Origin of the sequence: Hydrogenophaga sp. (assembly GCF_028698005.1) — a bacterium.
Taxonomy (GTDB): Bacteria; Pseudomonadota; Gammaproteobacteria; order Burkholderiales; family Burkholderiaceae_C; genus Hydrogenophaga.
The window spans coordinates 1-22,610 of sequence record NZ_JAQVEJ010000024.1 but is presented as its reverse complement, the minus strand read 5'-3'; the positions used below and the strand labels follow the sequence as shown (position 1 = coordinate 22,610).

Genomic DNA, 22,610 nt, shown 5'->3' with positions numbered 1-22,610 from the left:
CGTGCCGGCCCTCAGCGACGGCCAGGGCTCTTTTTCCTGGCGGGCGCGTCAGCACCCTGGGCCGACTGGGTGGCCAGATACTGCAGGAGCAACGGCACCGGCCGGCCGGTGGCTCCCTTGTTGGTTCCACCACGCCAGGCGGTGCCAGCGATGTCCAGGTGCGCCCAGGTCATCTTGGCGGTGAATTTTTCCAGGAATTTGGCGGCGGTGACGGAACCGGCGGCGCGCCCGGCCACATTGCCCATGTCGGCAAAGTTGGACTTGAGGCCTTCGGCATATTCCTCGTCCATGGGCATGCGCCAGCAAGGGTCGAGTGCGGCATCGCCCGCCTCCTGCAATGCGGCGGCCAACGCGTCGTCGGAAGAAAACAGGCCCGAGCGCACGGCACCCAGCGCGATCACGCAGGCGCCGGTCAGGGTCGCGATATCGATGATGGCACGGGGTTTGAAGCGCTCGGCGTACGTCAGCGCGTCACACAGGATGAGCCGGCCTTCGGCATCGGTGTTGAGGACCTCGATGGTTTGCCCCGACAGACTGGTGACGACGTCACCCGGCTTGACGGCACGCCCGTCGGGCATGTTCTCGCACGCCGGAATCAGGCCGATCACATTGAGCGGCAGCTTGAGCCTGGACAGTGCCGCAAACGTGCCGAGCACGCTGGCGGCTCCCCCCATGTCGAATTTCATCTCGTCCATCTCGGCCGCGGGTTTGATCGAGATGCCGCCGGTATCGAAGGTGATGCCCTTGCCAACCAGCACGATGGGAGCATCCGCCTTGCGCCCTCCCTGATGGTGCAGCACGACGAACTTCAACGGCTGTGCCGAGCCTTGGGCCACGGCCAGGAAGGCGCCCATGCCCAGCTTTTCAACCTCTTTTTCACCCAGCACCTGGCAGTGAAAGCCGGCTTTGCGGGCCAGTGCCTTGGCGGCGTCGGCCAGCATGGTGGGGGTGGCGTGGTTGGCCGGCCGGTTGGCCCACTCGCGCGCCACTTCCACACCATGAACAGCGGCCGAGGCATGCTCGAAACGTGCACGGACCGCATCCGCCGCCGGCACGGCCACCATGACCTCGCGCACGGACGCGGCTTTGGCCGAGGGCTTGGTCGTGGTGTACACATAGCTCGCGTCGGCCACCGCGGCCATGGCGGGGAACAGGCTGGCTGCCACGTCGTCCAGCGCACACAACACGACCCCCAATTTCCGCAGGCCCGGCTGACGCAGTTGCCCCATGGCCGTCGTGACCGCCTTGCGCACCTCTGCGGGCGACCCCTTGCCCGCCCGCGCCAGCAGCAGACGCGCGGCCTTGAAGCCAACGGGCCGGTAGCACATCAGGTACTTGCCCGTGCCCTCTTCCAGGTCACCGTGTTCGGTGACCTGCCTGAGCAGCAGCGACAGCGGGTCATCTGCCGACTTCTCGCCCGCCCAGGCGTCAGGCACGATGACAAGCAAAGCGTCGACCGCCAGACGCGACGACTGGGCCAGTGAAACCGTTTTTAGTTCGAAGTTCATAATCACGCCATCTTAGGTGGCTTCGATGTTATTCCATTCTTCTTTGCGCAAGGAATTGGCCCGCAGTTTCGGTGCGACGCTGGTGGTGCTGTTCACCATCGTGCTGACGATGCTGCTGATCCGCACGCTGGGCATGGCGTCCAAAGGCAGCGTCAATCCTGAAGAAATCATGCTGGTGCTGGGCTATACCGTTCTGGGCCGCATGCCGACGATCCTCACCCTGGCCCTGTTCATCAGCATCGTCTCCACGCTTTCGCGCATGTACCGGGACAGCGAGATGATCATCTGGTTCTCCAGCGGTCGATCGCTGGGAGGCTTCCTGGGACCACTGATGCGCTTTTCGTGGCCCATCCTGGTGGTGATCTCGCTGATGGTGCTATTTGTCTGGCCGTGGGCCAACCAGCAGACCGACGAGTTGCGCCAGCGTTTCGAGACCCGCGGGGACCTTCAGCGCGTGCAGCCGGGGCAATTCCAGGAGTCGAGCAACGGACGGCGCGTGTTCTTCATCGACAAGGATTCGGTGGAAGGACAGGAAGGGCGCAACGTCTTTATTTCGAGCGTGGACAACGAGGGCGTCGAAACCGTCATTTCAGCCGCCTCGGGGCGGATTGAAACCATCAACGACACGCCGTTCCTGGTCCTCAACAAGGGACAACGCCTGGAAATTCCGCCTGGCAGCCGGGAACTCCGGCTCAGCGAATTCGAGGAGTACGCGGCCCAGATCGGGGCATCCCGCGAACTGGCCGAGGCACGTCGCGACCTCAACGCCGTCTCAACCCTGGATCTGCTGACGGAACCGACGCCGCCCCGCCTGGGTGAGTTGGGGTGGCGAATAGGCGTGGCCCTGAGCGCCTTCAACCTGGTGCTCATGGCCCTGGCCGTGACGGTCAGCAACCCCAGGGCAGGCAAAGGCGGGAACCTGTTGTTTACCCTGTTCGCCTTCATTGCCTACTTCAATTTTCTGAACTTCGGGCAGCGATGGGTGTCTGCCGGCCAGGTGAGTCTGGGCGGTTTGCTCCTCGTCATGCACGGCAGCGTCGCCGCCTGGTCACTGATCTGGCTTTACAAGCGGCACTACAACCTCGATCTGAAGCAACTCATGCTGCGGCTGTTCCGACCTCGTAAGACGCTGGAGGAGGCGGCATGAAAACCATACGCAACCTGATCTACCGGGAAATCTTTGCGGCATCGACGTTTGTTCTGCTGGGGTTTCTCGCGCTCTTCTTCTTCTTTGATGTCGTCGATGAGTTCGCCTCGGTGGGCAGGCCCGCCGTGGACACGCCCGAGCTGGTGTACGGGCTCGGTCATGCCCTGCTTTACGTGGCCCTGCAGATGCCCAACCGCGTGTACGAACTGCTGCCCATGACGGTACTGATCGGCTCCATCGTGGTACTCGCACGCATGGCCAATGGCTCGGAATACACGATCTTGCGCACCAGCGGCCTGGATCCCTGGCGAGCCCTGGGAACGATGCTCGGGCTGGGATCGGTCTTCGTCGTCCTGACCTTCCTGACCGGCGATTACGTGGCGCCGGCCTCCGACCGCGCTGCCCAGTTGCTCAAAGCCCAGTTCAGGGGTCAGATCAGTGTTGGCAACACCGGCGCCTGGCTCAAGGAGCGTCAGACGAACTTCAACCACTTCGTCAACGTCGGCCGGCTCGATCCCAGTGGCGAGATGGGCAACATTCGCATCTTCACCTTTGACAACAAGGGGTATCTTGCCGCCACCCTCAAGGCCAGCCGTGGCCAGATCGACACCAGCAACAACACCTGGGTGATGCACGATGTGCAACGCAGAATCATCCAGGGCTCGGACAAGGGGGGGTCCCGGGCCGCTTACCAGCACATTCCCCTTTACCAGTGGAAAAGCAGCATCACCCCCGAGATGATCTCGGTGGCCCTGCTCAAACCCGAGCGCATGCGCACGTCCGATCTGTTCGCCTACTCCCAGCATCTGGCCGCCAACGGCCAATCCACCCTGCGGTATGACATCGAGTTCTGGCGCAAACTGTTCTATCCGCTCAGTTGCCTGGTGATGGTGGTGCTGGCCCTGCCATTTGCCTACCTGCATTTCCGCTCGGGCGGCACCACCGGGTATGTTTTCGGCGGGGTGATGATCGGGATCAGCTTCTTCCTGCTCAACAACGTCTTCGGCTATATCGGGAACCTCAACCAATGGCAGCCCTGGGTGGCGGCAGTCTCACCCGCGCTGATCTACTCGGTGTTGTCACTGACGGCTTTCGGCTGGATGGTGCTCAGGAGATAAGGCCATGCTGGGTGTGATCATCCTGTCCCATGGCTCGCGGGACCCCGACTGGGGGCGCCCCCTGGAAGCCGTCGCGGCCGAGGTCCGGCGGCTTTCGCCCGGCGCACTGGTCGGCTGCGCCTATCTGGAGCTGGCGGAGCCCAGCCTGGCCGTTTGCGCGAGTCATCTGGTCGCGCAGGGCGTCACCGAACTTCGCATACTGCCGGTGTTCTTTGGCATGGGTCGCCATGCCAGGAGCGATCTGCCGGCACGCGTGGATGCGCTGCGCCAGCATCATCCCGACATCCACATCACCTGCCTGCCCGCGGCAGGCGAGCACCCCGACATGATCCGCCTGCTGGCATCGATCGCCCTGGAAGGCGCCGCACCACCATGAACCTGCACCAGTTCCGTTTTGTCCAGGAGGCCGTGCGCCGCAACCTCAACCTCACCGAGGCAGCCAAGGCCCTGCACACCTCGCAACCCGGCGTGTCCAAGGCCATCATCGAGCTGGAGGACGAGCTGGGCGTCGAGATCTTTGCCCGCCACGGCAAGCGCATCAAACGGGTGACCGAGCCCGGACAGCAGGTGCTGCGCAGCATCGAGGTGATCTTGCGCGAGGTCAACAACCTGCGCCGCATCGGCGAGCAGTTCTCGCATCAGGACAGTGGCACGCTGTCGATCGCCACCACACACACCCAGGCGCGGTACGTGCTGCCCGGACCGGTGGCCAAGTTGCGCCAGGCCTATCCCAAGGTGAATGTCAGTCTGCACCAGGGCTCACCCGACCAGGTGGCCAAGATGCTGCTGGAAGAGTCCGCCGAAATCGGCATGGCGACCGAGTCCCTGAGCGGCTACCCGGATCTGGTCACCCTGCCCTGCTACGAATGGCAGCACATGCTGGTGTTCCCGTTCGATCACCCCCTGGCCGCCAGGGAGCGCATCTCGATCGAGGACCTGGCCAGCGTGCCACTGATCACCTACCACCCCAGTTTCACCGGGCGCAGTCGCATTGACCAGGCCTTTGCCCAGCGCCACCTGACACCAAATGTGGTGCTCGAAGCCATCGACTCGGACGTGATCAAGACCTACGTGCGCCTGGGCATGGGCGTAGGCATCGTGGCAGAGATGGCGGTACAGGGCGAAAACCAGTCTCCTGACCTGGTGACCAAGCCGGGCGCGGTCCTGTTCGGCCACAACGTGGCCCGGGTGGCCTTCAAGCGCGGCACCTACCTGCGGCAGTTCGTGCTGCGCTTTGCCGAGCTGCTCAGTGACCGGCTGTCCAAGGACCTCATCCTGCGCGCCATGACCGGCAGCGACGACGACTATGACATCTGATTACTCGCCCATCCATACCCCTGCCCTCACAACGCGCCTGCCCAACGTCGGCACCACCATTTTCACGGTCATGTCGGCGTTGGCCGCGCAGACCGGTGCCGTGAACCTGGGTCAGGGCTTTCCGGATTTCGACTGCGATCCGGCCCTGGTCGATGCGGTGCACCGGGCCATGCGCGCCGGCCACAACCAGTACCCGCCCATGACGGGCGTGCCGGCCCTGCGTCAGGCCGTGGCGGCGAAGATGCAGGCCCTGTACGGCCTGGCCTGCAACGCCGACACCGATGTCACGGTGACGGCCGGCGCGACGCAGGCGATCCTGACCGCCATCCTGGCGGTGGTGCATCCCGGGGACGAGGTCATTGTGCTGGAGCCCTGCTACGACAGCTATGTGCCCAACATCGAGCTGGCCGGCGGCGTCGTGGTGCGCGTGCCGCTGACGCCGGGTACATTCCGGCCCGATTTCGACGCCATTGCCGCGGCGATCACGCCCAGGACGCGCGCGCTGCTGATCAACAGCCCGCACAACCCCAGCGGCCAGGTCTGGAGCGAGGCCGACATGCGCCGGCTGGAAGCCATGCTGACCCCCACCGACGTGCTGCTCATCAGCGACGAGGTCTATGAGCACATGGTCTACGATGGCCAGCTGCACCAGAGCGTGGCACGCTTTCCTGCGCTGGCCGCGCGCGCCTTCATCATCAGCAGTTTCGGCAAGACCTACCACGTCACGGGCTGGAAGGTCGGCACCGTGGTGGCGCCCGCAGCGTTGACGGCCGAGTTCCGCAAGGTGCACCAGTTCAATGTGTTCACAGTCAACACGCCGATGCAGCACGGACTGGCCGCCTACATGGCCGACCCGGCACCCTATCTCGAACTGCCGGCCTTTTACCAGCGCAAGCGCGACCTGTTCCGCGCGGGACTGGCGCAAACACGTTTTCGCCTGCTGCCGGGCCAGGGCACCTACTTCCAGTGCGCGGGCATCGAGGAGCTGGCCGTACCCGAGCGCGACCTGCCCGAAGGCGAATTCTGTCAGTGGCTCACGCGTGAAATCGGCGTGGCGGCGATCCCGCTGTCGGCCTTCTATGGCAACGGGTTCGACCAGAAGGTCATCCGCTTCTGCTTTGCCAAGAAGGATGAAACGCTGCAGGCAGCGCTGGACAAGCTCGCGCGGCTCTGAGCCTCACGCGCGCAGCTGTGCCCAGGCCTTCTCCAGCCGTTTGACGCTCACCGGCTGCGGCGTGCGCAGCTCCTGCGCAAAGAAGCTCACGCGCAGCTCTTCGAGCAGCCAGCGCAGTTCCTGCAGGCGGGCGTCCTGCGCGCCCTTGCGCTCGGCCACGAGACGCCAGAACCGCTGCTCCTGAGGCCGCAGCTCGGCCAGTTTGGCCGCGTCGCGCGCGGGGTCGGCGCGCAGTTTGTCCAGGCGCAACTGCACGGCCTTGAGATAGCGCGGGTAGTGCTGCAACTGCGCATACGGCGTCTGCGTCAGGAACTGCCTGGGCATCAGCCGCTGCAGCTGTTGCTGGATATCGGCCACCACGTCGGCCGGAGGCTTGCTGTCCTTGAGCTTGCGGGTGGCCGCCGCGTACTCGGCCAGGATCACGCCCGCCTGGCGGGCAATTTCGTTGGCGATCAGCGTCAGGCGCCCTCGCCCTTCTTCCACACGCTGCTTGAAGGCACCCGCATCGGTGGGCAAGGGGTCGGCCAGGAAAGCGCGGTCCAGGGCCACGTCGAGGATCTGTTGCTTCAACTCGTCCAGCGATCCGCCGCCCGAACCGTCGCCGCCCCGGCCCACCTGCATGTAGGCCACACCCATGGCCTGCAGGCCAGGCAGGTTCTTCTCAAGGTATTTGAGCGCGTCCTTGATCTGCAGCGCAAACAGGCGGCGCAGACCGCCGCGGTGGCGCGCCTGGGCGACCTCGGGTTCATCGAAGACCTCGATGCGCACGGCGTCGCCGTCATCGACCAGCGCGGGGAAACCCACCAGCGTCTGCCCCCCCTTGCGGATTTCCATCAGCTCGGGCAGCTCGCCAAAGTCCCAGGAGGTGTGGCGCTGCTCGGCCGCGGACAGCGAGGCGGCTGGCTGCTGGCGCGCTGGCGCCGACGTTGCCGGCCGGGCTCCCGCATGCGGTGGCGCAGGGGGCGGCTGGGTGGCCGGCGCAGCCGCTTGCGCGCCTGGCGCCGTCATCTCCTTGAGTTTGAGTTGCGCAAGCGCCTGGAAGGCACCGCGCGCCCTGGCCCCGAGCTCGGCCTTGAGCGCACCGAGGTTGCGGCCCTGCCCCAGTTGCCGGCCATGTTCGTCCACCACACGCAGGTGCATGAAGTGGTGCGCAGGGAGCATGTCCAGCTTGATGTCGTTGCGCTGCACGGGCAGCTGGGTTGCCTCGCGCACCAGGCGGAGCAAGGCCTCCATCAGGCTGCCTTGGCCAAAGCACCCGGCCTCGCTCAACTGGGACGCCATGCGCTCGGCCGTCTGCGGCAGCGGCACCAGGCGCGAGCGGGGGCGCTGGTGCAGCGTCTTGAGCAGTGCCAGCACCTTGTCCTTGAGCATGCCGGGCACCAGCCACTCGCAGCGCTCCTCGCTGACCTGGTTCAAGGCAAAGATGGGCACGGTCACCGACAGACCGTCGCGTGGGTCCCCCGGGTCGTGCAGGTAGGCGGCGGCACAGTCCACACCCCCCAGGCGGACGGTGCGCGGAAAGGCCTGCGTGGTCACGCCGGCGGCTTCGTGCCGCATCAGTTCGTCGCGCGTGAGGAACAACAGCCTGGGGTCGGCCTGCGAGGCCTGCCGATACCAGCGCTCCATCGCCGCGCCGTTGGCCACGTCGGCCGGGATGTGCCGGTCATAGAAGGCGTAGATCAGGGTTTCGTCCACCAGCACGTCCTGGCGGCGCGACTTGTGCTCGATCTCCTGCACCTCGCGCACCGTGCGCCGATTGGCGGCCAGAAAGGGCAGCTTGCTGTCCCATGTGTCTTCGGTGAGGTGGGCCACCAGGGCTTCGCGGATGAAGATCTCGCGCGCGCCGGCCGGATCGACGCGGGCGTAGTCCACACGCCGCTGGTGGTAGACCTGCAGGCCGTACAGCGTGGCCCGTTCGTAGGCGTTGACGCGGGCCGCTTTCTTCTCCCAATGCGGATCGAGCAGCTGCTTTTTCAGCAGATGCGCGCCCACCTGCTCCAGCCACTGCGGCTCGATCGTCGCGATGCCGCGCCCGAACAGGCGCGTGGTCTCCACCAGCTCGGCGCACACGATCCAGCGGCCCGGCTTCTTGCTCAGGTTGGCACCCGGATGACGGTAGAACTTGATGCCGCGCGCGCCCAGGTACCAGTCCTCGGTGTCGCTCTTGCAGCCGACGTTGCCGAGCAGGCCCGCAAGCATGGACAGGTGCAATTGCTCATAGGTGGCCGGGACCTGGTTGATTTTCCAGCCATGCTCGGCCACCACGGTGAGCAACTGGGTGTGGATGTCGCGCCACTCGCGCACCCGGCGCACATTGATGAAGCGTTCACGCAGCAGGTTCTCGTACTGCCGGTGACTGAGCTTGTGCTCCTTGCCATGGCCACCCCTGCTCTCGTGCAGCCACCGCCAGAGCTTGAGCGTGCCGGTGAACTCGCTGCGCTCGTCGTCAAAGGGTTTGTGGGCCTGGTCGGCCTGCGACTGCTTGTCCAGCGGCCGGTCGCGCACGTCCTGCACCGACAGCGCAGAGGCCACCACCAGCACCTCGTCCAGCGCGCCGCGATCACGCGCCTCCAGGATCATGCGGCCCACGCGCGGGTCCAGCGGCAGCCGTGATAGCGCCTTGCCAGTCTCGGTCAGCGATTGCGCCTCGTCCACCGCCCCCAGTTCCGCGAGCAACTGGTAGCCATCAGCGATGGCCCGCCCCGATGGCGGGTCGATGAAGGCGAACTGCTCGATCGCGCCCAGGTGCAGCGCCTTCATGCGCAGGATCACGCCCGCCAGCGAGCTGCGCAGGATTTCCGGATCGGTAAAACGCGGACGTCCCGTGAAATCGGCCTCATCGTACAGGCGGATGCAGATGCCATCGGCAACCCGCCCGCAGCGGCCTGCGCGCTGGTTGGCCGCTGCCTGGCTGATCGGCTCGACCTGCAACTGCTCGACCTTCTGACGCAGGCTGTAACGCTTGACACGCGCAGTGCCGGCGTCAATGACGAAGCGGATGCCGGGCACGGTCAGCGAGGTTTCGGCCACATTGGTGGCCAGCACGATGCGACGCTGGCCATGCGGATGGAAGATGCGGTCCTGCTCGGCTTGCGACAGGCGCGCGAACAAGGGCAGCACCTCGGTATTGCGCAGCACGGGCTGGTGGGACAGGTGTTTGCGCAGGTGGTCGGCGGCCTCGCGAATCTCGCGCTCCCCGGGCAGAAAGACCAGGATGTCACCGGACGCCTGGGGCGAACGCCACAGCTCGTCCACCGCATCTGCGATGGCGTTGTCCAGACCATAGTCCCGGCTGTCCTCGAACGGACGCCAGCGCACCTCCACCGGGTAGGTGCGGCCTGACACCATCAGGACGGGTGCCTTCCCCTTCGAGGACGCGAAATAGTCGGCAAAGCGGTCGGCGTCGATCGTGGCCGAGGTCACGATCACCTTCAGATCGGGCCGGCGCGGCAGCAGTTGGCGGATGTAACCGAGCAGGAAATCGATGTTGAGGCTGCGCTCGTGCGCCTCGTCGATGATCAGCGTGTCGTAGGCCTTGAGGTCCGGATCGGTCTGCGTTTCGGCCAGCAGGATGCCATCGGTCATGAGCTTGACGGACGCATCCTTGCTCAGGCGATCCTGGAAGCGCACTTTGTAGCCCACCACCTCGCCCAGCGGCGTCTTCAGCTCCTCGGCGATGCGCTTGGCCACGCTGGAGGCCGCGATGCGGCGGGGCTGGGTGTGGCCGATGAGTCGCCCCCGCTCGCCAGGACGTGCGTTGCACTTGCCACGGCCCATGGCCAACGCGATTTTGGGCAGTTGCGTGGTCTTGCCCGACCCGGTTTCGCCGCAAACAATGATGACCTGGTGCTCGCGCAGTGCCGCCTCGATCTCTTGCCGGCGGGCCGAGACAGGCAGCGATTCAGGGAACTCGATATGCAGGGCAGCAGCAGGCAAGGCGGAACTTCGGTCAAAATTCGGGAAACCGGCCATTATCCCAGCCCATCCCACCAGCGCCACGCCGCGACCCCATGTCCACCGTCTTCAACTTCACATTCGTCCCCTGGTTTCGCTCGGTTGCGCCGTACATCCACAAGTTCCGGCATCAGACATTCGTGATCGGCCTGACCGGCGAGGCCATCGCCGCAGGCAAGCTGGCGTCCATTGCGCAAGATCTCGCCATGATCCAGGCCATGGGCGTGAAAATCGTGCTGGTGCACGGGTTCCGACCGCAGGTCAACGAGCAACTGCGCCTCAAGGGACAGGAGGCGCGCTACTCGCACGGCATGCGCATCACCGACCCGGTCGCCCTGGACTGCGCACAGGAAGCCGCCGGCCAGTTGCGCTACGAGATTGAGGCGGCCTTCAGCCAGGGGCTGCCCAACACGCCCATGGCGGGCGCACGCGTTCGCGTGATCTCGGGCAATTTCATCACCGCCCGCCCGGTGGGCGTGATCGACGGTGTCGACTTCCTCAGTTCGGGGCTGGTGCGCAAGGTGGACACCGAAGGCATACAGCGCACGCTGGACATGGGCGCGCTGGCGCTGATCTCGCCCTTCGGCTTCTCCCCCACGGGCGAGGCCTTCAACCTCAGCATGGAAGATGTCGCCACCTCGGTGGCTGTGGCGCTGCAGAGCGACAAGCTGATCTTCCTGACCGAGGTACCGGGCATCCGCAGCAAGCTCGACGACCCGCAGAGCGAGATCGATACCGAGCTGCCCCTGGCCGATGCCAAGCGCATGATGGCCGAGTTACCCGCTCCCACGCTGCCCACAGACACCGGTTTTTACCTGCAGCATTGCATCCGCGCCTGTGAAGGTGGTGTCGAGCGCAGCCACATCATTCCGTTCGCGCTGGACGGTTCGCTGCTGCTGGAGATCTATGTGCACGACGGCATTGGCACCATGGTGGTGGACGAGAAGCTCGAAAGCGTGCGCGAGGCCACACTGGACGACGTGGCAGGCATCCTGCAACTCATCGAGCCCTTCGAGAAGGACGGCACGCTCGTCAAGCGCGATCGCGCCGAAATCGAGCGCGACGCCAGCAGCTACACCATCATTGAGCACGATGGCGTGATCTTCGGCTGCGCTGCCCTGCACCCCTATCCCGAGGAGCGCACAGGCGAAATGGCCGCGCTGACCGTCTCGCCGCAAAGCCAGAGCCAGGGCGATGGCGAACGCCTGCTCAAGCGGATCGAGGCGCGAGCCAGGGCGCAGGGTCTGCAGAGCATCTTCGTGCTCACCACCCGCACCATGCACTGGTTCATCAAGCGCGGCTTCGTGCAGGTCAGTCCCGATTGGCTGCCTGAGGCGCGCAAGCGCAAGTACAACTGGGACCGGCGCAGCCAGGTGCTGGTCAAGAAGCTGGCGTGACGCCGGGGCGGCACGCCAGGCCGGTCTGCCGGTGTGTCAGGCGCTGATCAGCGGGAGCGCCAGCCGGTGTAACCGAGTACCCCGGCCATGGCCAGAAACCACAGGAAGGACCAGTTGGCGATCGTCAGGCCCAGGAAGGTCCAGTCCACGGCCGAACAATCACCGCTGCCACGAAACACCATGGGGATGACCCGCTTGAGCGGGAAGTTCTCGATCATGCCGTACAGATCGCGGCCACAGGCCAGCACCTCGGGCGGATACCACTGCAGCCAGCTCTGGCGGGCAGCCACAAAGGCGCCGGACAGGGCCACCAGCACCGCCAGCCCCAGCAGCCCGCGGCGCCACCCCCGGCCACGGAAGGCCGCCGCCAAGGCGGCCAGCACGCCCACGAGCACCAACGCATAGCGCTGCACGATGCACATGGGACACGGCTCCAGCCCCACCACATGCTGCAGGTACATGCCGAAGGCCAGCAGGCCCAGGCACGCCAGGGCAATCAGCGAGGCCGTTCGGCGAGGATGGTCGATGGGAAAGGCCGACAGGCAGGCAACAAGCGAGGATGGCACAAGAGGATCCTGAAACAGCTGCGCGGCCACCATGGCCGCGCAGCACTCTCATGGAGAACGGGCAAGCTGTCGAAGTTCCCCGCCCAAACGGGTATCAGCTGTCGGCGAACGCGCGCTCGATCACGAACTGGCCGGGGCGGGTGGTGTTGCCCTCGTCAAAGCCGCGCTTCTCGCACAGGGCCTTGAGGTCGCGCAACATCTCGGGGCTGCCGCAGATCATGACACGGTCCTCGGCCGGGTTCAGACTCGGCAGACCCAGGTCCTTGGCCAGCTGGCCATTTTCAATGATGTGCGGGATGCGGCCCTGGTGCACGAAAGGTTCGCGCGTGACCGTCGGGTAGTACAGGAACTGCTTTTGCACCATCTCGCCCAGGAACTCATCCTGCTTGAGCTGGGTTTCGAGCATCTCGCGGTAGGCCAGTTCCTTGACTTCGCGCACGCCATGCACCAGCACCACCTGCTCGAACTTCTCGTAGGTCTCGGGGTCACGCACGATGCTCAGGAACGGCGCCAGGCCGGTACCGGTGGCCAGCAGATACAGGCGCTTGGCCGGCAGCAGGTAGTCGATCAGCAGGGTGCCCGTGGGCTTGCGGCCAACGACGATGGTGTCGCCCGGCTGGATATGCTGCAGGCGCGACGTCAGCGGACCATCGGGCACCTTGATGCTCAGGAACTCCAGGTGTTCGGCGTAGTTGGGGCTCGCAATGCTGTAGGCCCGCAGCAGCGGCTTGCCATCCACCCTCAGGCCGATCATGGTGAAGTGGCCGTTGGAAAACCGCAGGGCGGTGTCCCGCGTGGTGGTGAAGCTGAATAGGCGGTCCGTCCAATGGTGAACGGACAGCACGCGCTCTTCCAGAAATGCGCTCATGGTCTGTCCTGTGGGGTCCCGCCTTGCCAGGCTCATGGGACGATTCGTCGAAAGCGTGCCGCGCTGCTCATGCATAGAAGCGCAGCACTTCAATATCGAATTATAAAAATGGCGTTCGCCGGACCGCTTGCGCTATATCAGAAAAGGCACATCCGGCGTGATTACATAGACCAGCTACCCATGGGTGGCGTGGGGATGCCCCGAGCTTGCTACAGTGTCGGGACGTGCAGGCTGCAAAGCCAGCGCCGGTATTGTGGCACCGCCAGTCATAGGCCATAAACAAATTTCTTTTCATAGAAACATTACCAAACAGCATAAGGAGCCCCCCGATGGCACGCACCGTCCACTGCATCAAACTCGGCAAGGAAGCCGAAGGCCTGGATTTCCCGCCCTATCCCGGCGAACTCGGCAAGCGCATTTTTGACAACGTCAGCAAGGAGGCTTGGGCAGCCTGGCTGCGCCACCAGACCATGCTGTTGAACGAGAACCGTCTCAACCTGGCCGATGCCCGCGCCCGCCAGTACCTGGCCCGCCAGATGGAAAAGCACTTCTTCGGCGATGGCGCCGATGCTGCCGCGGGCTACGTGCCTCCCCAGAGCTGAGTGCCGGCGGGCCCGCATGTCGCCTCCCAGTGTGATCGTGGTTGGTGCCGGGCTGGCCGGCGCTGCCCTGGCGCACGCCCTGGCGGCCCGCCAGTGGCAGGTGCTGATCGTGGACGAGGCCGATGGCCCGGCCGCCCGGGCTTCCGGGTTGCCCGTCGGCATGCTCAGCCCGCACCAGACCCGCTCGCCCACACCGATGTCGCGCCTGACCGAACTGGGCGTGGCGCAGATGCGCCAGGTTCTGCCCCGGCTCCTGCCACAAGGCGCCGGATGGCAGGACACCGAGATCGACAACCTGGGACATGCCGCGGGCCGCTGGCCCGCGGCCATGATCCGGCCTGCGGCGCTGGTGCGGGCCTGGCTGGATGCCGCCACGGCCACGGGCTGCTGCCGCACGCACTGGTCCTGCCGGGTGCGGCGCATCGCCCGCGCCGATGGCCGGTGGGTGGCGTTCGACACTCAGGATCAGGCGATTGCCGAAGCCGACCATGTGGTGATCGCAGCCGCCTGGGGCAGCGTCGGGCTGCTGGCTGGTCTGGGCTTTGACCCGTTGACACTGCCACTGCGTCCGGTCAAAGGGCAGTTGAGTTACGGCCCCTGGGAAGGCCCTCCCCTGGCCGAGCGGCCACGCCGGGACAGCGGGGTCTACATCCCGCTGTACGAGGACGCCACTGCACCCACCGGCATGCCGTCCCGTCTCTGGGCCATGGGTTCGACCTATGACCGCGGCCGTACCGACACCACCGTGGAGCCGGCCGCCCACGAACGCAATCTCCATAGCCTGCAGGCCCTGGCGCCGGATGCCGCCGCGCACATGGCCCGGGCCATGGCCGAAGGATCCCTGCAGGGCTGGTCGGACATCCGGTGCGCCTCGCTCGACCGCCTGCCCCTGCTGGGTACGCTGCCCGACCTGCCCGCCCTGCGCGCACAACTGGAGGCCGCCGGCCATCGCCGGGGCCGCGTCCCGATGGAAGAGAGCCCGCGCCTGCCTGGCCTGCATGTCTTCACGGCCCTGGGCTCGCGCGGCCTGAGCCTGGCCAGCGCCGGAGCCGGATGGCTGGCCCAGCACCTTGAGACCGGTGCGATGCCGCTGCCGCCAGACCTCGTGCGTGCCATTGACCCCGCACGCTTTGCCTGGCGCCAGTGGCGGCGCCAGGGATGCACCCCGCCAGCGACCGAGGAAGCCGCCGCCTGATCGGTTCCTCTCTCCCGGCGAACCGCCACGACAGCCCCCGCTGATCTGGTTGCCTGGACCAGGCCCGGCGGCGCCGTCCCGCGTCAGAGCAGCGGGATATTTTCTTATTTCCAAAAGAAATACATCAATTAGAAAATTGTAGTTTGCGATATAAGGCGCAGCACATACAGTGGCGCCCTGGCCGCGGCGTGCCCGCGGTTTCCGACAGCATTCCCGAACACGATGTACCAGTATTCCGACTTCGACCGACAGTTCGTCCGCCAGCGCGCGGCCCAGTTCCGCGACCAGCTCGAGCGTCACCTGGCCGGCTCCCTGCCCGATGAAGACTTCAAGCCGCTGCGGCTGCAAAACGGCTGGTATATCCAGCGTTTCGCCCCGATGCTGCGTGTGGCCGTTCCCTACGGCGAGATCAGCACCGCGCAGCTGCGCATGCTGGCACATATCGCGCGCGAGTACGACCACAAGGAAGACAACGATGTCTCGAAGGCGAACGCCGGCTTGGCCAAGGTGGCCACGCTGCCCGACCGCAACGCCCACTTCACCACCCGCCACAACGTCCAGTACAACTGGATTCCCCTGACGCGCGCGGCCGACGTGATGGACCTGCTGGCCAGCGTGAACATGCACGGCATCCAGACCAGCGGCAACTGCATCCGCAACATCAGCACCGACGCCCTGGCCGGCATCGCGGTGGACGAGGTGGCCGATCCGCGCCCGTTTGCCGAGATCATGCGCCAGTGGAGCACGCTCCACCATGAATTCGCATTCCTGCCTCGCAAGTTCAAGGTCGCCATCACCGGTGCCACCGAGGACCGGGTCGCATCGCCCTGGTACGACGTCGGTTTGCGCCTGGTGCGCAACGTGGACGGCGAGCTGGGCATGCAGGTGCGCGTGGGCGGCGGCATGGGCCGCACGCCCATCATCGGCACCGTGATCCGCGAGTTCCTGCCCTGGCAGCACCTGCTGAACTACCTGGAAGCGGTGATCCGCGTCTACAACCGCTACGGCCGCCGCGACAACTCCTTCAAGGCGCGCATCAAGATCCTCGTCAAGGCGGAGGGTCAGCGCTTCATCGACGCCGTCGAAGCCGAGTTCATCGAGATCCTGGAAAAAGACGGTGCGCCGCACACCATCACCCAGGCCGAGCTCGATCGCGTCAGCGCCTTCTTCGTTCAGCCCGACCTGCGCTGCGACCGCAAGAGCGCCGACGAGAAGATCGCGCACGTGCTCAAGGCCGCGGCCGAGGACGACATCGAGTTCGGTCGCTGGCTGCAGCGCAATGTCAAACCGCACAAGAACCCCGACCTGCGCGCGGTCACACTCTCGTTCAAGCGCCCGGGCCAGTCACCCGGCGACGCCACGGCCGAGCAGCTCGAGCGCGCGGCCGAGCTGGTTGACCGCTTCTCGGCCGGCGAGGCCCGCATCACACACGAGCAGAACCTGCTGCTGCCCTGGGTGCGCTGCGATCACCTGCCGGAACTGTGGCGTGAAGCCCGCCGGCTGGGCCTGGCCCGTCCGAACATCGGCCTGCTGACCGACATGATCGTCTGCCCCGGCGGCGACTTCTGCGACCTGGCCAACGCGCGCTCGCTGCCGATCGCGCAGGCCCTGCTGGAGCGCTTCAACGACCTGGACGAGGTGTACGACCTGGGCGACATCGACCTGAACATGAGCGGCTGCATCAACTCGTGCGGCCACCACCACGCCGGCCACATCGGCATCCTCGGTGTCGACAAGGACGGCCAGGAGTGGTACCAGGTCACGCTCGGCGGCTCCGACGGCACGCGCATCTCGGGCCCGGCCACGCCCGGCAAGGTCATCGGCCCGTCGTTCGCCGCCGACGAGATGGTGGATGTGGTCGAAGCCATTCTCGACACCTACCGCACCGAGCGCCAGAGCGGCGAAACCTTCATCGCCACCGTGCGCCGCATCGGCATCGAGCCCTTCAAGGCCGCCGCCAATGCCGTCCGCACCCACACCGCCCGCCCGGCCGCGGTCAGCGCCTGAACCCGATTCCCGTCCGACACATGACAACGAACATCCCTTCGACCATTGAGCTGTTCAAGGCGGACAGCTTTGTCGCCCCGGAAGCGCCGGCGGCGCGGCTGGTGCTGTCCAATGACACCGACCCCCGCGAGCACAGCCTGGAGGGCATCGCCGTGGTGGAGCTGCAGTTCCCGAAGTTCAATGACGGCCGCGCCTTCAGCCAGGCGTTCCTGCTGCGCCGCCGTCTGGGCTTTGCCGGCCACATCCGTGCCACGGGCGACGTGCTGATCGACCAGCTGCTGCAGATGCAGCGCAGCGGCTTCACGCAGGCCGTGCTGCGGGCCGACCAGGATACCGACCACGGCCGCCGGCTGCTGGGCCTGTACGACGACTTCTACCAGGGCGACGCCGTCGACACGAAGCCGCACTTTGCCAGCGCCGACTGACCCGACCGGAAGCCGCACCATGAGCCACGACATCGACCTCGCACACACCAACGCCAGACTCGGGCAGGACGCGCCGGCCCTGGTGGAATGGGCACTGTCCCTCGGTCTGCCCTCCATCGTCACCACCAACTTCCGTCCCTACGAGGCGGTGATCCTGCATCTGGTCACGCAGGCCAGGCCGGACGTCCCGGTGGTCTGGATGGACAACGGCTACAACACCGAAGCGACCTACCGCTACGCCGACGAGGTGTCGCGGCTGCTCAAGCTGAACCTGCGCATCTATCTGCCGCGCCGCTCCCGCGCGCACCGCGAGGCCGTGGACGGTCCGGTGCCCGCCCTGGACGATCCGCGCCACGCGGCGTTCACCGAGGAGGTCAAGCTCGAACCGTTCGCCCGCGCCCTGCGCGAGATGGCACCCAAGGTGTGGTTCACCGCCCTGCGCGCCACGGATACGGCCGTGCGCGCCCAGATGCAGCCCGTGAGCATCAACCCCGACGGCCTCATCAAGGTGGCACCTCTGCTGCACTGGACCTCCAAGGACCTGTACCAGTACTGCGAGCGCCACGGCCTGCCCAACAACTTCGACTACGTGGACCCGACCAAGGGCGAAGACAACCGAGAGTGCGGACTGCACCTGGCCCACTGACCCGAGTTTCCCGAGATCGCCATGAACGCACGAACCGAACCCCAAGTGATCGAGTCCGCCCTGACGCTGGACGCCGGTCATCACCTGAGCAACACCCACCTGGACGCCCTGGAGGAAGAAACCATCTTCATCCTGCGCGAGGTGGCCGGTGCCTTCGAGCGCCCCGCCCTGCTGTTTTCGGGCGGCAAGGACTCGCTGGTCATGCTCAAGTGCGCCGAAAAGGCCTTCGGCGCCGGACGCATTCCCTACCCGCTGCTGATGATCGACACCGGCCACAACTTCCCGGAAGTGACCGAGTTCCGCGACCGGCGCGCCCGTGAACTGGGCGCCGAGCTGATCGTGCGCAGCGTCGAGGACTCGATGAAACGCGGCAGCGTGCGTCTGGCCCATCCCGGCGAAAGCCGCAACGCCCACCAGTCGGTGACGCTGCTGGAGGCGATCGAGGAGTTCCGCTTCGACGCACTCATCGGCGGCGCACGGCGCGACGAGGAAAAGGCCCGCGCCAAGGAACGCATCTTCAGCCACCGCGACGCGTTCGGCCAGTGGCAGCCCAAGGCACAACGCCCCGAGCTGTGGACACTGTTCAACACCCGGTTGCAGCCGGGCGAACACTTCCGCGTGTTCCCCATCAGCAACTGGACCGAGCTGGACGTGTGGCAGTACATCGCCCGCGAGAACGTCGAGCTGCCCGCCATCTACTACACCCACCGCCGCGAGGTGGTCGAGCGGCGCGGCCTGCTGGTTCCCGTGACTGAGCTGACCCCGCCGCGCGACGGCGAATCGGTGGTGGTGCGCGACGTGCGCTTCCGCACCGTGGGCGACATCACCTGCACCTGCCCGGTGGCCAGCCTCGCGGCCTCGCCCGAGGACATCGTGATCGAGACGCTCAAGGCCGAGCTCAGCGAGCGCGGCGCCACGCGCATGGACGACAAGACCTCCGACGCCTCGATGGAAAAGCGCAAGAAGGACGGCTATTTCTAACGCCCCGCGCATTTGCCCAGACACCTTTTCCGGACACACCATGAACACCGTCGCATCCCCTTCCACCGCCACGGACACCCGGGCCGCCCTGCGGCTGATCACCTGCGGGTCGGTCGATGATGGCAAGAGCACGCTGATCGGCCGCCTGCTGGTCGACAGCAAGGCCGTGCTGCAGGATCACCTGGCCGGCGTGCAGCGCCAGGGCGAAACCGACCTCGCCCTGCTGACCGACGGCCTGTCGGCCGAACGCGAACAGGGCATCACCATCGACGTGGCCTACCGCTACTTCAGCACCGAAGCACGCAAGTTCATCATCGGCGATGCCCCCGGCCACGAGCAGTACACCCGCAACATGGTGACCGCCGCCTCGGCTGCCGATGCCGCCGTGGTGCTGGTGGACGCCACCAAACTGCCCTGGCAGGACGAACACCTCGCGCTGCTGCCGCAGACCCGCCGCCACAGCCTGCTGCTCAAGCTGCTGCGTGTGCCTTCCGTCGTGTTCGCGGTCAACAAGCTGGACGCCGTCAGCGACGGGGCCCTGGCCTTCGCCCACATCCGCGACGCGCTGGCGCGCTTCGCGGCCGATGCCGGCATCCACGTGGCCGCCACCGTGCCGGTTTCCGCCCTCAAGGGCTGGAACGTGGTCGACCCCGCGGCCAGCGCCGGCTGGTGCGGCTACGACGGCCCCACCCTGCTGCAACTGCTCGAGCAGTTGCCCACCACGCCCCAGGATACGGAGCTGACCTTCAGCTTCCCGGTGCAGTGGGTGGAGAAGTTCAGCAGTTCGTCCGACACCACCCAGGGCCGGCGCGTTTTCTGGGGCCGCGTGGCCACCGGCGCCGCCAAGCCCGGCCAGCGCGTGCGCGTGATGCCCGGCAACCAGACGGCCGTCATCGCCCAGGTGCTGGACCACGTGCGCAAGCCCGGTCTGGTCGTGGCGGGCAGCAGCGCCGGTATCGTGCTCGACCGCGAAGTCGATGTCTCGCGCGGTGACTGGCTCCACGCCGACGATGGGGAAGACGCCCTGCAGGGCCAGCGCCAGATCCGCGCCACCGTGGCGTGGCTGGACGACGAGCCCCTGCTGCCCGGCCGCACCTACTGGGCCTTGCACGGCCACCGCTGGGTCAAGGCCAAGGTGCAGCGCATCGTGCACCAGCTCGACATCCATACCCTGCAGGAACAGGATGCCCGTCAGCTCGATGCCAACGCCATCGGCCACATCGAGCTGCTGCTGCAGGAACCCCTGCTCACGCAGCCTTTTGCGCGCTCGCGCGCCCTCGGCGCCCTGGTGCTGGTGGACACCGCCAGCCACAAGACCGCCGGCGCGGCGATGGTGCTCTGAAGAAGCACCAACCGGACCCGCCAGCAGCCCCGCTGTGCGGGGCTTTACTTTTGTCATGGTCAGGGCTTTGTCTGGCAGTTAGGCTGGACAGGCCTAAAATTCGGGTTATCCCGATCTGCCTGATTCAACACCATTCATCATGACCCACGTCGTCTCCGAAGCCTGTATCCGTTGCAAATACACCGATTGCGTGGATGTCTGCCCCGTCGACTGCTTCCGCGAAGGCCCCAACTTTCTGACCATTGATCCGGACGAGTGCATCGATTGCGCGGTCTGCATCCCCGAGTGCCCGGTCAGCGCCATCTACGCCGAGGAAGATCTGCCCAAGGATCAGCAGCACATGACGGCCATCAATGCCGAACTGGCCAAGTTGCCGAACTGGAAGAGCATCACGAAGCGCAAGGACCCGCTGCCCGACCATGAAGAATGGAAGGACCGCACCGGCAAGCTGTCCGAGCTGATTCGCTGACAGGACCGTCTGGTCAGTCCGGATGACAGCCAGCGCTGCACCATCCCCCCTGCCCATCGAGACCCCTGCACTGGTCGTCGGTGCAGGCCCCGTCGGCCTGTTCCAGGTTTTCCAGCTCGGGCTGCTGGATATCCCCTCCCATGTGGTCGATGCCCTGCCCCATGTCGGCGGGCAGCCCGTCGAACTCTACCCCGACAAGCCGATCTACGACGTTCCGGGCATCCCCATGTGCACCGGCCGCGAACTGGCCGAAGCCCTGCTCAAGCAAGCCAGCCCGTTCAAGCCAGGCATCCACCTGTCACGGACGGTCGAATCCGTCGAGCGCCAGGCCGACGGCCGCCTGCTGGTGGGCGTTTCCGGCGGCATGCGCTTCCTCGCGCGCACGCTGTTCATCGCCGGTGGCGTCGGCGCTTTCCTGCCGCGCACGATCAACCTCGAAGGCCTGCCCGCCTTCGAGGGCACCCAGCTGTTCTACCGGCTGGAAGATGCAGGTGATCTGGCGGGCAGGCGCGTCGTGGTGGTCGGAGGTGGCGAGGAAGCCATCGACATGCTTGACCGGATCTGCCGCGCCACCGAACGCAACCCAGGCAGCGCACCGGCGCACCTGGCACTGGTTCACCGGCGCGATGCCTTCAATGCCAGCGATGAAGCGCTGGAGCGGCTGCGCCTGCTGCGCGCCGGCGGTGCCGTCCACTTCACGGCCGGCATGCCCACGGGTATCGACACCACCGATGGCCTGATCAGCAGCCTGCAACTGCTGACACCGGAGGGCACACCGGGCACCGAGCCACTCGATGTGCTGATCATTGCCCAGGGCCTGTCACCCCGGCTCGGCCCCATCACGCAGTGGGGCCTGGCCATGGAGCGCAAACAGCTCGTCGTCGACACCGAGCACTTCCAGACCAGCGAGCCGGGCATCTTCGCGGTCGGTGACATCAATACCTACCCGGGCAAGAAGAAGTTGCTGGTGTGCGGCTTCCATGAATGCGCCCTGGCCGCCTATGCCGCCGCACCCATCGTGCACCCTGGCCGGCCCGTGCAGTTGCAGTACACCACCACCAGCACCCGGCTGCACCAGTTGCTCGGGGTCCCGCATCCGGGTCGCGGCTGAGTGCCGCGCAGCTTTCGCCAAGTTTTTTCCGTCAACTTGAGAAAAGCCAAAAAATGTGGCTATAATTTGAGTCTGTTCCCCGATAGCTCAGTCGGTAGAGCGACGGACTGTTAATCCGCAGGTCCCTGGTTCGAGCCCAGGTCGGGGAGCCAAGTCAAAAGGCCCATAAAGCCTGAAGGCCACGCTATCACAACGGTAGCGTGGCTTTTTACTATGGTGCCCCGTGGGTCACTCGTGACAGGCAGCGCCTCCCCGACTTCTTTATGGTCGGCGCCCATGCCGCCCGCATCACCAGGTAACCGGTCTCAAGCGACCTCTCGCAGGGTCGCCGGATCGGCCGGCCTTCTTGCTGCCCACGACAAACGCCATTCAGCATCACCCGGCATCACCGACGTGGCTTGATGCAGACAAAAATCGTTGAACCACACCGTATCTGACGATATTCCTGCGCTTTGTCCGTGCTTCTGATGTTTTCCCCCCTCAGTAGCCTACAGTACGCGGTCCATCCCTGAATGGGGCCACGCTGAACGCCATGGTTATTCCAGGAATCCTGGCGTTCGCTTTGAACGGATTTTGAAAGGCTGGGTCATGGGCAGAATGCCGTTGTTCTTTTCCAGGTACGTGATGGCGACTTTGCTCGGCTGCGCCGGCTTCGCCAGTGCGGGCGCCACCGGCATCGACAAGGAGGGGCTGCGCTTCACCATCGACGGTCCCGCTTTCGGTGGACCCGTGAGCTTTGTCGTGCCAGGAGGCGGCGACCACCTGCGCTTGTACATGAGCGAC

At 65.8% G+C, this 22,610-nt stretch carries 19 protein-coding genes and 1 tRNA gene; 16 read left to right on the top strand and 4 right to left on the bottom strand.

Features of this window, described 5'->3' with window-relative positions; translation table 11 throughout:
- Positions 1-11 precede the first annotated feature (11 nt).
- Positions 12-1,508, bottom strand: coding sequence for a leucyl aminopeptidase (locus PHQ87_RS04405; RefSeq protein WP_300231644.1), 1,497 nt, complete (start codon positions 1,506-1,508; stop codon positions 12-14).
- Positions 1,509-1,533: 25 nt separating this feature from the next.
- Between PHQ87_RS04405 and lptF the strand changes: the two genes are divergently transcribed.
- Genes lptF through PHQ87_RS04380 form a run of 5 tightly spaced genes read left to right on the top strand, consistent with a single transcriptional unit; the run spans position 1,534 to position 6,264 of the window.
- Complete coding sequence (lptF, locus tag PHQ87_RS04400) at positions 1,534-2,655, top strand: LPS export ABC transporter permease LptF (RefSeq protein WP_300231642.1); 1,122 nt, start codon at positions 1,534-1,536, stop codon at positions 2,653-2,655.
- Positions 2,652-3,773: an LPS export ABC transporter permease LptG gene (gene lptG / locus PHQ87_RS04395; protein ID WP_300231641.1), complete on the top strand. Its 1,122-nt coding sequence runs from the start codon at positions 2,652-2,654 to the stop codon at positions 3,771-3,773. The genes lptF and lptG overlap by 4 nt, the downstream gene beginning before the upstream one ends.
- A 4-nt stretch (positions 3,774-3,777) precedes the next feature.
- Positions 3,778-4,149 (top strand): CbiX/SirB N-terminal domain-containing protein, encoded by a 372-nt coding sequence (locus PHQ87_RS04390; protein WP_300231639.1) that lies wholly within the window; start codon positions 3,778-3,780, stop codon positions 4,147-4,149.
- Positions 4,146-5,090 (top strand): CysB family HTH-type transcriptional regulator, encoded by a 945-nt coding sequence (locus PHQ87_RS04385; RefSeq protein WP_300231638.1) that lies wholly within the window; start codon positions 4,146-4,148, stop codon positions 5,088-5,090. The genes PHQ87_RS04390 and PHQ87_RS04385 overlap by 4 nt, the downstream gene beginning before the upstream one ends.
- The gene (locus PHQ87_RS04380; protein ID WP_300231636.1) at positions 5,080-6,264 is read left to right on the top strand and encodes a pyridoxal phosphate-dependent aminotransferase; all 1,185 of its coding nucleotides are present in this window, start codon (positions 5,080-5,082) and stop codon (positions 6,262-6,264) included. Before PHQ87_RS04385 ends, PHQ87_RS04380 begins: the two co-directional genes overlap by 11 nt.
- A gap of 3 nt (positions 6,265-6,267) precedes the next feature.
- On the opposite strand, the gene hrpA is transcribed toward PHQ87_RS04380, so the two are convergent.
- Entirely contained in the window at positions 6,268-10,236 is a 3,969-nt protein-coding gene (gene hrpA / locus PHQ87_RS04375) for an ATP-dependent RNA helicase HrpA (RefSeq protein ID WP_300231634.1), read from the bottom strand.
- Between the two features lie 38 nt (positions 10,237-10,274).
- Here hrpA and argA point away from each other — a divergent pair, with 38 nt between their 5' ends.
- A complete protein-coding gene (gene argA / locus PHQ87_RS04370; protein WP_300231633.1) occupies positions 10,275-11,615 on the top strand; it encodes an amino-acid N-acetyltransferase in 1,341 nt (446 codons plus the stop codon).
- A gap of 47 nt (positions 11,616-11,662) precedes the next feature.
- Here argA and PHQ87_RS04365 read toward each other — a convergent pair whose 3' ends face one another.
- A complete protein-coding gene (locus tag PHQ87_RS04365) occupies positions 11,663-12,181 on the bottom strand; it encodes a disulfide bond formation protein B (RefSeq protein WP_300231632.1) in 519 nt (172 codons plus the stop codon).
- 94 nt (positions 12,182-12,275) lie between these two features.
- Positions 12,276-13,049, bottom strand: a complete 774-nt coding sequence (locus PHQ87_RS04360; protein WP_300231630.1) for a ferredoxin--NADP reductase — start codon at positions 13,047-13,049, stop codon at positions 12,276-12,278.
- Positions 13,050-13,378: 329 nt separating this feature from the next.
- On the opposite strand from PHQ87_RS04360, the gene PHQ87_RS04355 reads away from it, so the two are divergent.
- The 10 genes from PHQ87_RS04355 (at position 13,379) to PHQ87_RS04310 (ending at position 21,979) form a co-directional block, all read left to right on the top strand.
- Positions 13,379-13,651, top strand: a complete 273-nt coding sequence (locus PHQ87_RS04355; RefSeq protein WP_300231629.1) for an oxidative damage protection protein — start codon at positions 13,379-13,381, stop codon at positions 13,649-13,651.
- Positions 13,652-13,667: 16 nt separating this feature from the next.
- Positions 13,668-14,846 (top strand): FAD-dependent oxidoreductase, encoded by a 1,179-nt coding sequence (locus tag PHQ87_RS04350; RefSeq protein ID WP_300231627.1) that lies wholly within the window; start codon positions 13,668-13,670, stop codon positions 14,844-14,846.
- A 222-nt stretch (positions 14,847-15,068) separates the two neighbouring features.
- Complete coding sequence (locus PHQ87_RS04345) at positions 15,069-16,853, top strand: nitrite/sulfite reductase (RefSeq protein ID WP_300231626.1); 1,785 nt, start codon at positions 15,069-15,071, stop codon at positions 16,851-16,853.
- A gap of 20 nt (positions 16,854-16,873) precedes the next feature.
- Positions 16,874-17,278 (top strand): DUF934 domain-containing protein, encoded by a 405-nt coding sequence (locus PHQ87_RS04340; protein ID WP_300231625.1) that lies wholly within the window; start codon positions 16,874-16,876, stop codon positions 17,276-17,278.
- A gap of 19 nt (positions 17,279-17,297) precedes the next feature.
- Entirely contained in the window at positions 17,298-17,924 is a 627-nt protein-coding gene (locus PHQ87_RS04335) for a phosphoadenosine phosphosulfate reductase family protein (protein ID WP_300231624.1), read from the top strand.
- A gap of 21 nt (positions 17,925-17,945) precedes the next feature.
- Entirely contained in the window at positions 17,946-18,905 is a 960-nt protein-coding gene (cysD, locus tag PHQ87_RS04330) for a sulfate adenylyltransferase subunit CysD (protein ID WP_300231623.1), read from the top strand.
- A gap of 40 nt (positions 18,906-18,945) precedes the next feature.
- A complete protein-coding gene (locus PHQ87_RS04325) occupies positions 18,946-20,247 on the top strand; it encodes a GTP-binding protein (RefSeq protein ID WP_300231621.1) in 1,302 nt (433 codons plus the stop codon).
- A gap of 139 nt (positions 20,248-20,386) precedes the next feature.
- Entirely contained in the window at positions 20,387-20,716 is a 330-nt protein-coding gene (fdxA, locus tag PHQ87_RS04320; RefSeq protein WP_300231619.1) for a ferredoxin FdxA, read from the top strand.
- A gap of 22 nt (positions 20,717-20,738) precedes the next feature.
- Positions 20,739-21,827: an NAD(P)/FAD-dependent oxidoreductase gene (locus tag PHQ87_RS04315; protein ID WP_300231617.1), complete on the top strand. Its 1,089-nt coding sequence runs from the start codon at positions 20,739-20,741 to the stop codon at positions 21,825-21,827.
- A gap of 76 nt (positions 21,828-21,903) precedes the next feature.
- A tRNA-Asn gene (locus tag PHQ87_RS04310) sits at positions 21,904-21,979 on the top strand.
- Positions 21,980-22,610: the final 631 nt, after the last annotated feature.